Origin of the sequence: Pseudoalteromonas undina (assembly GCF_000238275.3) — a bacterium.
GTDB classification, from domain to species: domain Bacteria; phylum Pseudomonadota; class Gammaproteobacteria; order Enterobacterales; family Alteromonadaceae; genus Pseudoalteromonas; species Pseudoalteromonas undina.
In genome coordinates, this window is record NZ_AHCF03000003.1 from 1,202,413 (window position 1) to 1,217,665 (window position 15,253).

Sequence of the window (15,253 nt, forward strand, 5' to 3'; positions counted from 1 at the left end):
AATAAGAAGTAGTTTGGTATGCAAAAGCACGATTTTTACCAGTCATTAGTTAAGCAAACTGAATCGCTGATAGGCGGTGAATCAAACATAATTGCTAATATGGCAAATATAAGCGCGCTGTTATTTACCTCTTTAGAAGATGTGAATTGGGCGGGCTTTTATTTTATGGATTCACCATCAGAATTGGTACTTGGTCCATTTCAAGGCAATCCAGCTTGTATTCGTATTCCAGTAGGAAAAGGGGTATGTGGCACTGCTGCGGCGGCCGAGCAAACCCAATTAATTTCAGATGTGCATGCTTTTGACGGTCATATAGCCTGTGATGCAGCATCAAATTCTGAGATAGTTGTACCTATCATGAAAAATGGATCTGTATTTGCGGTACTAGACATAGATAGCCCAAGTATTGGCCGATTTGATACTGATGACCAAGCAGGGCTTGAAGCACTTGTAAAATGCTTAGAGGCTAGCCTGTAATGAAAGACTTGCTAAATGTTCAAGACTACCTTTTTGCCGTTCAAGATGTTGGTGATTGGGAAGGGGATGAAGAACATGTAGCGGAAACGCTCAATGATTTGATTCACATGGCATGGGATCGTCTACCTGATGATTTAGACTGTGATTCAATTGATGAAATTATAAATGGTATTTGGGAACATTTACGTGGTGATATGGCTGTGATTGAAGCTGACTTTGAAGAGTTAGCTGATTGGTGTATCCACTATGTTGATTCTGCCCTTGATGAAAAGATGTGATTAAATAGGTTCTAAAATGGAAACCACAAACAAGCTAAAAGATATTAATGAAGTATTGGAGTTCTTATATCAAGAATTTCCACAATGTTTTAAACAAAAAGAGGGCATTCAGCCGCTTAAAGTAGGTATTTTTAAAGATATCGCTGAGCGTATTGAAGGCTCTGAAAAAGTTAGTAAGACACAAGTTCGTCAAGCACTTAGAAAATACACATCTAACTGGCGCTACCTTGAAGCGGTTACTAAATCTGAATTTAGAATCGATCTTGACGGAAATCAAGGCGAAAAAGTTGAGCAAGAGCATATTGACCACGCACAAAAAGCGTTGGAAGAAAGCCGTGCTAAAATGGCAAAGCGTAAAAAGCAGCAACGCCCTCGTCAAGATTCAGAAGCAAAATCTTTCAAAAAGAAACCAGCTAACGCGGCTAAAAATTCATCGGCTGCAGCAAAGCCTGCAAAAGCCGCTGCGCCTAAGCGTTCAGGAAAAGTTGAACCTTTACCAGCAGGCGAGGTCAAGGTTAATAACAAGGTTAAAGTTAAACTTGGCCAAGCACTTGTTAATGCAGTAATCACTGAAGTAAACAAAGACGATGTTCACGTTGAATTAGTGACCGGTATGCAAGTAAAAACCAAAGCCGACAGCTTATACATCATTTAAGTTGCGAAAAAAATTAAGGAGTTGTGTATGAGTAAAAAGTTTACGCTCATTCCGTTAGTTGCTGCGCTGTTTTCAGGTTCATTATTGGCTGCAGTAGAGCCGGTAACATTAGAAGACTTACCTTTGCTCAAGCAAGAAAGTCAGCACGGTACAGCCAGTAAACGAGTGGCTAATCTATTTACTCGTTCGCATTACACACCTGTTCGATTTAACGATGAGCTTTCAAGTAAAGTGTTTGATCGTTACATCGAATCCCTTGATTTTAATAAAAGCGTGTTTTTGAAAAGCGATATTGACTCTTTTGAGCAATATCGTGAGCGTTTTGATAACGCGCTTATTAGCGGCAAGTTAGGCTTTACATTTGATATTTTCAACTTAAGCCTTAAACGTCGTTTTGAACGTTACGAATTTTCGCTTTCACTACTTGAAAATGAAATGACGTTCGACACTGAAGATGAATATTTTTATGACCGTGAAGATGCTCCATGGGCGACCACGCAAGCTGAATTAGATGAAATTTGGCGCGAGCGAGTAAAATATGATGCATTACGGTTAAAAATGACAGGTAAAGATTGGCCTGGCATAAAAGACGTTTTAACCAAGCGTTATAAAAATGCAGAGAAGCGTCTTGTACAATCAAAATCTGAAGATGCATTTCAAATTGTAATGAATTCACTTGCACGTAGTATTGAAGCACATACTTCATACTTATCTCCACGTCGTGCAGAACAGTTCAAAATGGATATGGATCTTGAGCTTGAAGGGATTGGTGCAGTATTAACGCCTGATGAAGACTACACGGTAATTCGTAGTTTAGTGCCTGGAGGCCCGGCAGACAAATCTGAGCAAATTAAAGCCGATGACCGCATTATTGGTGTGGCTCAAGATGGCGAAGAGTTTGTTGATGTAATTGGCTGGCGTTTAGATGATGTGGTTGATTTAATAAAAGGTCCTAAGGGTACTAAAGTTCGTTTGCAATACCTAAAGGGTGCAGATGCTCACGGTACGCCTAAAGTGGTTGAAATTACCCGTGATAAAATTCGTCTAGAAGACAGAGCTGCCAAATCAGAAGTATTTGAAGCCAGTTATTCTGATTTAACCAGCAAAATTGGTGTAATAGAAATCCCTGGTTTTTACAATAACTTATCTAAAGATGTAAAAGTTGAGTTGGCTAAACTCAAAGAACAAAACGTAGACGGAATTATTATTGATTTACGTCAAAATGGCGGCGGTTCATTATATGAAGCTACGCAGTTATCAGGTTTGTTTTTTGATCAAGGTCCAGTAGTACAAATTCATACTTTAAACAACCGTATTGAAGAACAAAAAGACCGTGACGGCATTACTTATTATGATGGCCCACTCACAGTGCTTGTTGATAGATACAGCGCATCCGCGTCTGAAATTTTTGCCGCAGCTATGCAAGATTATGGCCGCGCCGTTATCATTGGTGAGCAAACCTTTGGTAAAGGGACCGTGCAGCAGCATAAAGGTTTAGCGCGTGCTTATGACTTATACGATAATCCATTAGGTAGTGTGCAATATACAATTGCAAAGTTTTACCGCATTAATGGTGGTAGTACACAGCATAAAGGGGTGATCCCAGATATTACGTTCCCATCGGCTATTGACCCTGCAGAGTGGGGGGAAAGTAAGCAAGATAATGCACTACCATGGGATAGCATAGTACAAGCAACGTATAAGCAAATAGGGCGTTTAAACCCTGTTATAAATGTGCTTGAAAAACAGCACAATGAGCGAATTAAAACTGAACCTGAATTTAATTATGTGTTTGAGGATATCGCTCGTTACAACGAAGAAAAAGATCGTAAAACAATTTCTTTAGTCGAGAAAAAGCGCATTAAAGAAAAAGAAGAAAATGAAGCGCGAGCACTAGCACGCACTAACGAGCGTTTAAAGCGTTTAGGCAAACAACCTGTTGAAAACTTGGATGATGTGCCTGAGGTGATTGAAGAGCTTGACCCGTTTCTTGAAGAAGCAGCTCTTATTACGCAAGATTATATCAAATATGGTCGCGTAGCTAAGCGCTAAATTCAGCTTCACTTTGTAAAAAAAAAGGCGCCTAGGCGCCTTTTTTACTATCGATAATTTGCTAAATTGTTATAATCGCGGATTACCAAAAGTTGAGCTAGATCAATAGTGCTCAATAAATGCGCGTACGTGCTAATAAAAATAATCAACATGCATCGAATGTGTGTAGGAGTCTATATTTTGAAGCCAATTGAAGAAAAACCACTAAAAAGTGCCTCGTTTTTTGATGCACTCATTCCAATTGCTGTATTAATTTGTTTATTAGGTGCCGCTGTGTACTTATTTGGTGATGACTCATCGTCAGGTCCCAATCAAATTGCCTTGTTGTTTGCAACATTCGCTGCGGCGTTAATTGGTTTAAAAAATGGCTACACATGGAAAAAATTAGAAGATGCAATGATTGAGGGGATCACCTTATCTCTTAGTGCGATTTTAATCTTACTCATGGTAGGGGCATTAATTGGAACTTGGCTATTATCAGGAACCGTTCCGACATTAATTTATTACGGTCTACAAATTATCAATCCTAGTTGGTTTTATGCCGCGAGTTGTTTAATTTGTGGCATTGTAGCAATGAGTATTGGTAGTTCATGGACTACAGCAGCGACTATAGGTGTTGCGTTACTCGGTGTCGCTTCAGGACTGGGTTTAGAACCGACAGTTACCGCGGGTGCTGTAATATCAGGCGCTTATTTTGGCGATAAGCTTAGTCCATTATCTGAAACAACCAATTTAGCTCCAGCCGTTGCTGGTGCAGATTTGTTTGAACATATTCATCATATGCTTTGGACTACAGTACCTAGCTTTGTAATTGCATTAATCATCTTTGTTTTCATGGGCTTTAACGCGACAGCAGCGGGAGAGGCTGGTCAAATAGACCAAATAACTGCAATTCTTCAGCAAAACTTTAACATTGGCTTAGAAATGTTGGTGCCGTTAATTGTATTACTCGTACTTGCTATTCGAAAAATGCCAGCGTTTCCTGCCATTTCTATTGGTGCTGTCATTGGCGCGGTGTGGGCTATGCTATTTCAATCGGACTTAATTGCTAGCCAAATAGACATGACTCAGGGTGAGTTTGTCGGTTACTTTAAACTGGTTTGGACCACCTTTTTTGATGGCTTCACGATTAACACGGGCGATGCGAAAATGGACTCGTTACTGAGCGGCGGCGGTATGTCTGGCATGCTAACAACCACATGGTTGATCATGACAGCACTGATGTTTGGTGCAATTATGGAAAAGACGGGTCTACTTGATATATTTGTTAAAAGTATTCTAAAAATAGCAAAAAGCACTGGCTCTCTTATCGCCTCCACTATTGCAACGTGTATTGGTACCAATGTTATTGCTGCCGATCAGTATATTGCCATTGTGGTACCTGGGCGGATGTTTAAAGAAGAATACAAAAAGCGGGGCTTAAAGCCTGTTAACTTATCACGTACTCTAGAAGATGGCGGTACAATTACTAGCCCACTGATACCGTGGAATACGTGTGGTGCGTATATGCAAAGTGTTTTATTAATCAATCCGTTTGACTATGCGCTTTATGCTTTCTTTAACCTTATAAATCCTTTCTTAGCCGTGATTTACGCTTACTTAGGAATTAAGATACTACGTATTAAACCTAAACAAACGGCTTAATTTAAGTAGCTCCTTTTATCACTAAAAGGGGCTATTTTTTTGGAGTGAACATGACTGAACTACAAAAACCTCAAGCAGAATATCTAAAAGACTACCAAGCCCCCCATTTTTCAATCGAACACACTGAGCTGACGTTTGATTTACAGCCATTACAAACTCAGGTAAATGCTTTATTAACACTTAAGCGCGTTGGCGATTCAAATGCACCACTGGTATTAGATGGCATTGACTTAACTTTGATCTCATTGTCGGTAGAGGGTGAGGAGCTCACAGATTATAAAATTATAAATCAGCAATTAATCATTAATAATCTACCTGATGAGTGTCAGCTAAGTATAGTGACGCAAACATCACCGCAAACCAATACTTCACTTGAGGGGTTGTACTTATCGGGCGGGGCTTACTGTACCCAATGTGAAGCACAAGGGTTTAGAAAAATAACCTACTATATGGACCGTCCTGATGTCCTTTCTACTTTTGATGTCACTATAATTGCAGATACAATATTCCCACATTTACTTTCAAATGGTAATCAAGTTGATAGCGGTGAAACGCAAGATGGACGCCATTTTGTAAAATGGCAAGACCCATTCAAAAAGCCTAGCTATTTGTTTGCCTTAGTAGCTGGGGACTTTGATGTTTTACACGACAAATACACAACACGTAGTGGTAAAGACGTCACCTTAGCGTTATTTGTTGATAAAGGGAATTTACCAAAAACAGAGCATGCCATGACTTCGCTTAAAAAAGCGATGGCTTGGGATGAAACTCGCTTTAATTTAGAGTACGACCTTGATATTTACATGATTGTTGCCGTTGATTTTTTCAATATGGGAGCAATGGAAAATAAAGGCTTAAACATTTTTAACAGTAAATGCGTGTTGGCGAATCAAGAAACGGCAACCGATAAAGATTACCACACCATTGAGTCTATTGTTGGCCATGAGTACTTTCATAACTGGACCGGAAATCGTGTAACTTGTCGTGACTGGTTTCAATTGTCTTTAAAAGAAGGCTTGACGGTATTTCGAGATCAAGAATTTAGTAGTGATTTAGGCTCTCGTGCGCTTAATAGAATTGATGCTGTAAAAGTGATGCGTACTCATCAGTTTAGTGAAGATGCAGGTCCTATGGCTCATCCGATACGTCCAGAAAAAGTGATTGAAATGAATAACTTTTACACTGTGACTGTATATGATAAAGGGGCAGAAGTAATTCGCATGATGCATACCCTTTTAGGTGAGCAAAACTTTCAAAAAGGCATGGCTTTGTACTTTGAACGCCATGATGGGCAAGCAGTGACGTGTGATGATTTTGTTGCAGCAATGAGTGATGCATCATCCATTGATTTATCACAATTTAAGCGTTGGTATAACCACTGTGGTACGCCTCGCCTAAACGTAACTAAAAAGTATGATGAAGCTTCGCAAATATTCTCGCTTACCGTAGAGCAGCTTACGCCAGCGAACCAGCCTGATAATGCAATGTTACATATCCCTTTTGCTATTGAGCTTTTAGACTCTCAGGGGCAAAGTATTACATTGCAATACCAAGGGAAACAGCTTGATAATGTGTTGGATGTAACTAATAGCTCGCAAACATTTTACTTTGATAATATTCACACTAACCCAACCGCGGTATTGCTCGAAGATTTTTCAGCCCCATGTATTTTAAATCAATCTATTAGTGAAGCGGATTTACTGCATATTATGCGTTTTGCGCGTAGCGATTTTTCACGCTGGGATGCACAACAGCAGTTATTTATTAACGCACTTAAAGCCAATGTTACTTCAGCAAGTAAAACTCCATTGAGTGAGGAGGTGATTGATGCACTTCGCACATTGCTATCTCAACGTGAGGGTGATTTAGCATTGATTGCTGAACTGTTGAAGTTACCAAGTTTTGATACCTTAGCTGCTGAATTTGAAATAATACCGGTAGATCAGATAACGGCAAACATTGAGTTATTTGAACAGCAAATAGCCACACAATTGCACAGTGAGTTTTTAAGTTGTTACCAAGCAATCATTGGTGATGGTAGTGTGACTGCCCAAGCGGTGGCAATACGTGCGCTGAAACAGCTTTGTCTTCATTACTTGGCAAAAACCGACAGTGTTGATGCGGCAAGTTTAATTGAGCAGGCTGCATCTTCAACAAATATGACCAATGTACTCGGTGCATTAAGCAGTGTGGTTAAAGCAGCACACCCATTGTCGGATCAATTGCTCGAGCATTTTGATGCTCAATGGCGCCATGATGTATTAGTAATGGATAAGTGGTTTGCTTTGCAAGCAATGAACTCTGCTGAAGATGCTATCGAGAAAATAAAAGCCTTGTACTCGCATCCTTGCTTTGATTTTTCGAATCCAAACCGAGTACGTGCATTAGTGGGCAGCTTTTCTCATTTTAATACCGCACAGTTTCATCGTTTAGATGGCACGGGCTATACATTACTTGGCGATTTATTGATTAAGCTTAATGCGATTAATCCGCAAAATGCATCTCGTATGTTAACGCCGTTTATGTCGTGGCGTCGTTATGACGAAACGCGTGCAACTGCAATGCGAGCACAATTAGAGCGATTAGCTAATTTAGAAGGTTTAAGCGACGACTTATTTGAAAAGGTTGAAAAAGCCTTACAATAAATCATGATAGAACATTATTTTAGTATGAATTTGAGCTACACAAAGTGCATGGATTATTACCATGGACGGTATAGCTCTATCCAAGTGACAGCTGATAGCGGTAAAACAATTCGTTTTTCCGCTCATTATCTTCGACCTTTTATTTCGAGTTTAGGGATCCGAGGTCGATTTAGACTTATTTTAAGTAATGAAAACAAGTTCATCCGTCTCGAACGAGTAGCCTAGCTATTGTTTTTTATGATATAGATATACACAAATATTGCCTTTTTGTTAATTTCGATTTGTCCTATTGTTAATTTACGTGTATAAATTATCTGGTATGACGTCTTACCAATACGTAAACGTCAAACAAATAAAAAACTTATAACTGATTGAAGGCGACCATTTGTAATTTGTTTAATTCGCTTCTATCGTTACGATTACACTAAAAACAATAACTTGATCACACAAAAAATACCCGCGACAGGGGGGGAACCAAAATGATAAGAAGATCGCTTTTTGTTAAAAATAAAATAGTACTCGGCTTAACAGCTGCGGCTATCGGTTTATCTGCAGCACAGACACAGGCTGCAACATTTGAGGTAGGTGGTTTTGATATCGCCTTCGATTCTACTTTTTCTTATGGCCAAAGTATTCGTGTTGAAGACCGCGACTTTAACATCATAGGTAAAAGTAATAACCCATCTTTCGATTGGACTGGCTATAACCCAGCAGTTAATCCGATTTATTCATCACAAGATGTTTGGGCTCAACCGGGCTCTTACTCGAATAATGGCGATGCCGGTGATTTAAACTTTAATAGCGGCGAATCTTTCTCCAAACTATTAAAGGGCACGCATGACCTTTCAATAAGTAAAGATAACTACGGTTTATTTACCCGTTTTATGTATTTTTATGATTTTGAATTAATGGACGGCGATCGTGCTTATGTTAATCCAACATCAGGGCAAGGCGTAGATCCTTGTGACGACGATGATACTAAAGAGCAAAGTTGTGCAGACCTTCGTTTACTTGATGCCTACGTATGGGCGAACTTTGATTTAAACGATGGTTATAATCCACTGTCAATTCGCTTGGGTCAACAAGTAGTAAACTGGGGTGAAAGTACGTTAATTTCTCATGGTATTAACGTAAACCCGGTTGATATTGACCGTTTGAAAGCTCCAGGTGCTGAACTAAAAGAAGCGTTTATTCCAGTTGGTATGTTATGGGCATCGCTAGGGCTTACTGAAAATGTTACCTTAGAAGGTTTTTATCAGTATCAATGGCATGAAACCCGCCTACCAGCAGCAGGGACTTATTTTTCTACCAATGATTTTGCTGCAGAAAACGGTTACCAACAAAACGTACAGCTAGGCTTTACCTCAAACCCTGATATCGATTTAGCGTTTTTAACAGATAACTTAAATAACCTGATGGCAACTTATGGCCAAGTGGCTGCGAGCCAAGGTATTGACCCATCAAGCGCAGCTGGCCAACAGTTATTGGCAAATATGTACTTAGCGTACCCGACCAAGGTCGCGCTAAAAGGCAAAGGCTACGATGGCAAAACTGAGCCAGATGATGGGGGCCAATATGGTTTACGCTTAGGCATGTTCTTACCCGAGTGGAACGATACAGAAGTGGCACTTTACCATGTAAATTACCATAGCCGTCGTCCACTTATTTCAGGTCGCGTATCTAACTTCACGCAAGCATCAATTCAACAAGATTTAGCGATGATTGCTACCACAGAAATTACCTCTGATAACGTATCTGATTTAAAAGCATTTGCTAAAGCAACTAACGAGTACCCTGAAGATATTAAACTTTACGGTTTAAGCTTTAACACTTCACTTGGTGAAACAGCGTTTGCTGGTGAGTTTACTTTTCGTGAAGACGAACCGCTACAAATCGATGACGTAGAATTACTTTATGCAGCAATGCCTGAACAGTTAGCTATTGCGGGTTTACGTCCTGAGTTTGCAGGTATTTCGCAAATGAGTAAAGGTGATGCTGCAAGTGTTGTCGGCCCTGGTGAATTAGCCAAAGGTTATATTGAGCGCAATACATCACAATTACAGTTTACGGCAACGCATTTATTTGGCCCGTCATTAGGTGCTGATAGTTGGGCTGTGGTGGGTGAAATTGGTGGTGTTCGTATCAACAATATGCCTGAATACGATGAAATGCGCTTGAATGTGTCTGGTACTGGTCGAAGCGGTATTATGCAAGGCCCTGGTAGTTCAGATTACTCTGCATTACACATGGCGTTATCAAATGGCCCTGAGCAAAAATCGTTTGCTACGGCTTCATCGTGGGGCTATCGCCTAATTGCTAAAGGTGACTACTTTAACCTTTACAACGGTATTAACTTTTCACCACGTTTTGTATTTTCGCATGATGTAAATGGTAATACGCCGGATCCAATGTTCTTATTCATTGAAGATCGTAAGTCGCTAGGTGCTACCATGAGCTTTAATTACCAAAATGCATGGTCTTTGGATGTAAGTTACAACTCATTTTGGGGTGGTGGCGACACCAACACTTTCTCTGACCGAGATTACGTTTCTTTTAACTTAAAATATTCTATCTAGGGGTAACATTATTATGATTAAAAAACCTACCCTCATTGCTACAGCGTTTTGTAGTTTGTTTGCAAGCCACGCAGCGCTGGCTAAAATTAGCCCAGAAGAAGCTGCGCGCCTTGGTAAAGACTTAAGTCCAATTGGTGCGGAAAAAGCAGCGAATGCTGATGGCTCAATCCCAGCATGGAATGGCGGTATTACTGCTGCTCCCGCAGGTTATGAACCGGGTATGCACCACTTGGACCCTTATGCAACCGATAAAGTATTATTCACTATTGATAAAAGTAATATTGATAAATACAAAGAAAACTTAAGCCCAGGACAAATCGCGTTATTTGAAGCGTACCCAGATACGTTTAAAATGCCAGTGTATGAAACCCGTCGTTCTGCGTCTTTTCCACAATTTGTGTACGATGCAACCAAAAAGTTTGCAACGTCTGCTGAATTAGTTGAAGGCGGAAATGGTATTAAAAGTACAGCTATTGGTATTCCATTTCCAATCCCTAAAACGGGTTTAGAAGCAATTTGGAACCATTTACTGCGTTATCGTGGTCAGTCTATTGAGCGTTTTGGTGGTCAGGCAGCACCGACGGCATCGGGTTCATATAACTATGTTGGTTTTGATGAGCAGTTATTAGTTAAGTATTCAGATCCAAGTGCTACTCCGGCTGAACTACAAGATTCTAATATTTTGTTTAAGTTTAAACAGCAAGTGACAGAGCCAGCCCGTTTGGCAGGGACCGCGTTATTGGTGCATGAAACTATGGACCAAATTTTAACGCCGCGCCAAGCGTGGACGTACAATTCAGGTCAACGCCGTGTGCGTCGTGCACCTAATGTAGCATACGATGCACCGGGTACAGCAGCAGATAGCTTACGTACAACTGATGATTTTGATATGTTCAACGGCTCGCCAAATCGTTATAACTGGACGCTAAAAGGTAAGCAAGAGCTTTACATCCCATATAATAGCTACAAGCTTCACAGCGACAAGCTAACTTATGATGATATTTTAAAGCCTGGTCATATCAACCCTGAGCATACTCGTTACGAAAAACACCGTGTATGGGTTGTTGAAGCAAACTTAAAAGATGACACCCGTCATATTTACAAAAAACGTGTTTTCTACATTGACGAAGACAGTTGGCAAGTTCATGTTACCGATATTTACGATAATCGTGACCAACTTTATCGTGTAGCAATGGCTTATGGTCTTAACTACTATGAAGTACCGACACAGTGGAGTACGCTTGAGGTATACCACGATCTTAATTCACGTCGCTACTTAGCCATTGGTCTAGATAACCAAGAAAAGATGTATGACTTTTCTCAGTCATTTAATGACAATGAGTTTACATCGAGCGCTTTACGTCGCGCTGGCAGATAGTATAAAAGCAGGCACCTAGTTTCCTAGGTGCCTTTTTTCTTTCACATCGCGTTTGTCTATTAACGCACAGGTTTTCCTCTTTATAACAGACAAACAAATCCTCAGTTCAAGGCGAATTTAATTTATGAAGTATTTGGTCTATGCCAGCCTGATCCTAAGCGGTGCGAGTTTTGCACAAGACGCACCTCAAAGTGCGATTAGCGCAATTAATGCAGATAAAACACTCCTTACCGATATTACCCAAACTTCAGCAGGGCTTATTGCTGTAGGTAAACATGGTACGGTCATTAAAAGTATTGATGGTAGCGATTGGCAACAAGCAAAATTGGTACCTACACAAGTATTACTAACAGCGGTTGAATTTACTAATGATTCTAATGGCTGGGCATGTGGACATGACGCCACAATTATTAATACCACCGATGGTGGTGAAAACTGGCAGTTACAACAAGCAAAACCAAGCTTAGATAAACCCTGTTTAGATATTTATTTTAAAGATGACTTAAATGGCTATGCGGTTGGCGCTTACGGTATGTTTTATCAAACAAGTAATGGCGGAAAACATTGGCAAAAACGCTTTTTAGATTCGCTGTTATTTAGTGAAGATAGAGATTATTTAAATGATTTAAAACAAACCGATCCTGAGGGTTACGAAATAGAAACCTCGTCTATATTACCTCACTTTAATCGCATTGAACCGACTAGTTCGGGTTTAATGCTGGTCGGTGAGATGGGCTTAATGGCAAAAAGTGATGACGATGGCCAAACATGGCAACGTTTAGATGAAATTTACCCTGGTTCATTTTTTGGATTTGCTTCAGATCCATCGCAACAAATTGTTGCGGGGTTACGTGGTAATATTTTCCTAAATAAAACCGACAGTCAGCACTGGCAGCACTTAGACAATGATAAAACAGCTACTGTAAATAGCATCATTAATTATAACAATAAACAATGGCTATTATTGGCTAATAGCGGTGTTATTTTTCACCTTAAAGATGATGTGTTGTCGTACGAGCAGTTGGCTGATGGTAAAGCGATTCTTGATGGCGTGATTGTTAAAGATAAACTGATCATGGCAACAGAAAACGGCATTAAAGTGAAGGAGTTGACCCCTTAATGCAAGCAATTTTAGATTTTTTAGAAAAAGCGATTTTTAGACACCGCTTAGTGGTGCTCATAAGTTTTGTGTTGATCACCTGTTTATTGGTTTTTAAAGCAACGCAGATTCAGCTTGATGCGTCATTTAATAAAAATATTCCGCTTAACCATGATTATATGAAGGTGTACACCAAACATGAAAAACAGTTTGGTGGCGCTAATAGTATTTTAATTTCAGTATGTGATGACAGTGGTGATATTTTTAACCCTGAATTTTTTACTCAATTAAAAGCTGTGCATGACCAACTTTACTTTATTCCAGGAGTAAATCGTCCCTTAGTAAATTCAATTTTTTCACCTAGTGCTCGCTTTGTTGAAGTCGTTGAAGATGGCTTTGCTGGCGGGCCTATTATACCAGCCAACTTTAAAGCCGATAAGCAAGGCTTAGGAATTGTTAAAGAGAACATTGAAAAGGCCAAAGTAGTGGGTCGTATGATAGCAAGCGATTATTCGTGTGCCATGGTCACCGCCCAACTGTTAGAGACTGATCCGCAAACACAAGAAAAATTAGACACTCTCGCTTTTGCAAAAAAATTAGAAAGCGAAATTCGTGAGCCTCTAAGTACCGAAAAGATCAGTATTCATATTATTGGTTTTGCAAAAATGGCCGGCGATATAGCCGAGGGCGCAAAAGGGGTTGTATTATTTTTTGCCATTGCAATTGCGTTTACTTTTGTCATGGTATGGCTATTTTGTGGCAGCTTAAAACTTACTATCTTACCGATTGTGTGTTCAATTATTGCGGTAATTTGGCAGTTAGGATTGCTTTCTAGCTTAGGCTTCGGTCTTGATCCTATGTCTATCTTAGTGCCATTTTTAGTCTTCGCTATTGGCGTAAGCCACGGTGTGCAGATGATTAATGCCATTGGTAAAAAGGTTGCTGAAGGTAAGTCTACAGCAATATGTTGCCAATCAAGCTTTAGGGCTTTACTTGTGCCTGGCGGGATTGCGTTGTTATCTGATACGGTTGGCTTTTTAACCCTATTAACCATTGATATCGGTATTATTCGTGAACTTGCTATTACTGCGAGTTTAGGTGTGGCAGTGATTATATTTACTAATCTGATTTTGTTGCCAGTGTGGGCGTCGTATATGCGCTTTGAAAACAGCATCCATATTCAATCAGGTGATGCTAATAAACCGAACATACTCGATGCAATGCGCGATTTGTTGGTTAAAGCAACCGACCCAAAAACAGCAAAAATCATTATTGGTTTCACTCTGGTTTTATTTGCACTGGGCTATTGGCAAGCAGACAAAATGCGTATTGGTGATTTACATGCTGGGGCACCATCATTGCACCAAGATGCACGTTACAACCAAGATACTTTCTTAATATCGGACAAATACACTATTTCTTCGGATATTTTAAAAGTCATTGTGGAAGCATATCCTGCTGCGTGTACCGAGCATGACGTCATGGAGCGTATATCGCGCTTTCAGTATAAGGTTGAAAATTTAGCTGGTGTACAATCAGCGGTCAGCCTAAGCTCAGTGGCACAATCAGTTAATGCCGGTTATAACGAGGGTAATTTAAAGTGGCAAAGTTTGCCGCGCAATTCTGCCAGTTTAGTGCAGTCAACCTCTCGCGTTGAAACCAGCACAGGGTTATTAAACGGTGATTGTTCAGTAATGCCCGTGATTATATTTTTAGATGATCACAAAGCACAAACTATTGATAACGTGATTGCAAAGGTAAAACAATTTGCTGTTGAAGAGGGCACAGACAAGCTTGCTTTCAAATTGGCATCAGGCCCTGTAGGTGTGATGGCTGCAACGAATGAATCTGTTTCAGCTGCACAAATCCCTATGATGCTCTATGTTTATGGTGCGGTCATTATTTTATGCTTACTTAGCTTTAAGAGCGTAAAAGCGACTATTGCAGTGGTATTACCCTTGTACATAGTCTCCACTCTTGCGCAAGCACTTATGGTTCAGCTTGAGATTGGTCTAACTGTTTCAACCTTACCAGTAATTGCTTTGGGCGTAGGTATTGGTGTTGATTACGGTATTTATATTTTGTCATCGATGATGGGGCAGTTAAAACAAAACGTGCCATTGAGTATTGCTTATCGTAATGCATTAGTTGAACGTGGTAGTGCGGTGTTATTTACTGGTATTACATTAGCAATTGGTGTTAGTACGTGGATTTTTTCTGATTTGAAGTTCCAAGTTGATATGGGAATTCTGCTTACCTTCATGTTTTTAGTAAATATGTTGGGTGCTGTATTACTTTTACCTGCAATTGGTAGCTTGCTCTGGACTGACCAGAAAAAATAAGGTGAATAAATTTGCTCCAAAATGGCCAGTAATGGCCATTTATATCTATATTTTGTGAATAGATGACCAAATAGCTGAAATGCTTAAAATGTTTTCATCGAAAAGGC

At 39.9% G+C, this 15,253-nt stretch carries 11 protein-coding genes; all 11 read left to right on the plus strand.

The features are described 5' to 3' along the window. Positions 1 to 18: 18 nt before the first annotated feature. The 11 genes from PUND_RS09255 to PUND_RS09305 all read left to right on the plus strand — a co-directional run bounded on the left by PUND_RS09255 (position 19) and on the right by PUND_RS09305 (position 15,146). Entirely contained in the window at positions 19 to 477 is a 459-nt protein-coding gene (locus tag PUND_RS09255; RefSeq protein WP_010390165.1) for a GAF domain-containing protein, read from the plus strand. Beyond that, complete coding sequence (locus PUND_RS09260; protein ID WP_010390163.1) at positions 477 to 755, plus strand: hypothetical protein; 279 nt, start codon at positions 477 to 479, stop codon at positions 753 to 755. The genes PUND_RS09255 and PUND_RS09260 overlap by 1 nt, the downstream gene beginning before the upstream one ends. 16 nt (positions 756 to 771) lie before the next feature. After that, the gene (gene proQ, locus PUND_RS09265; RefSeq protein ID WP_010390161.1) at positions 772 to 1,410 is read left to right on the plus strand and encodes an RNA chaperone ProQ; all 639 of its coding nucleotides are present in this window, start codon (positions 772 to 774) and stop codon (positions 1,408 to 1,410) included. Between the two features lie 27 nt (positions 1,411 to 1,437). Beyond that, on the plus strand, positions 1,438 to 3,462 hold the full coding sequence (gene prc / locus PUND_RS09270) for a carboxy terminal-processing peptidase (protein WP_010390159.1): 2,025 nt from the start codon (positions 1,438 to 1,440) through the stop codon (positions 3,460 to 3,462). Between the two features lie 159 nt (positions 3,463 to 3,621). Then, complete coding sequence (gene nhaC, locus PUND_RS09275) at positions 3,622 to 5,106, plus strand: Na+/H+ antiporter NhaC (protein WP_041709519.1); 1,485 nt, start codon at positions 3,622 to 3,624, stop codon at positions 5,104 to 5,106. Positions 5,107 to 5,156: 50 nt separating this feature from the next. Further along, positions 5,157 to 7,751 carry an aminopeptidase N gene (pepN, locus tag PUND_RS09280; RefSeq protein WP_010390155.1) on the plus strand — a complete coding sequence of 865 codons (2,595 nt, stop codon included), beginning with the start codon at positions 5,157 to 5,159 and terminating at the stop codon, positions 7,749 to 7,751. Between the two features lie 3 nt (positions 7,752 to 7,754). Next, complete coding sequence (locus tag PUND_RS09285; protein ID WP_010390154.1) at positions 7,755 to 7,976, plus strand: DUF2835 domain-containing protein; 222 nt, start codon at positions 7,755 to 7,757, stop codon at positions 7,974 to 7,976. A 254-nt stretch (positions 7,977 to 8,230) separates the two neighbouring features. Next, positions 8,231 to 10,327: a DUF1302 domain-containing protein gene (locus PUND_RS09290; protein WP_010390153.1), complete on the plus strand. Its 2,097-nt coding sequence runs from the start codon at positions 8,231 to 8,233 to the stop codon at positions 10,325 to 10,327. A gap of 13 nt (positions 10,328 to 10,340) precedes the next feature. Further along, positions 10,341 to 11,705, plus strand: coding sequence for a DUF1329 domain-containing protein (locus PUND_RS09295; RefSeq protein WP_010390152.1), 1,365 nt, complete (start codon positions 10,341 to 10,343; stop codon positions 11,703 to 11,705). 124 nt (positions 11,706 to 11,829) lie between these two features. Beyond that, positions 11,830 to 12,825, plus strand: a complete 996-nt coding sequence (locus tag PUND_RS09300) for a WD40/YVTN/BNR-like repeat-containing protein (protein WP_010390151.1) — start codon at positions 11,830 to 11,832, stop codon at positions 12,823 to 12,825. Further along, positions 12,825 to 15,146: an efflux RND transporter permease subunit gene (locus tag PUND_RS09305; protein ID WP_010390150.1), complete on the plus strand. Its 2,322-nt coding sequence runs from the start codon at positions 12,825 to 12,827 to the stop codon at positions 15,144 to 15,146. Before PUND_RS09300 ends, PUND_RS09305 begins: the two co-directional genes overlap by 1 nt. Positions 15,147 to 15,253: the final 107 nt, after the last annotated feature.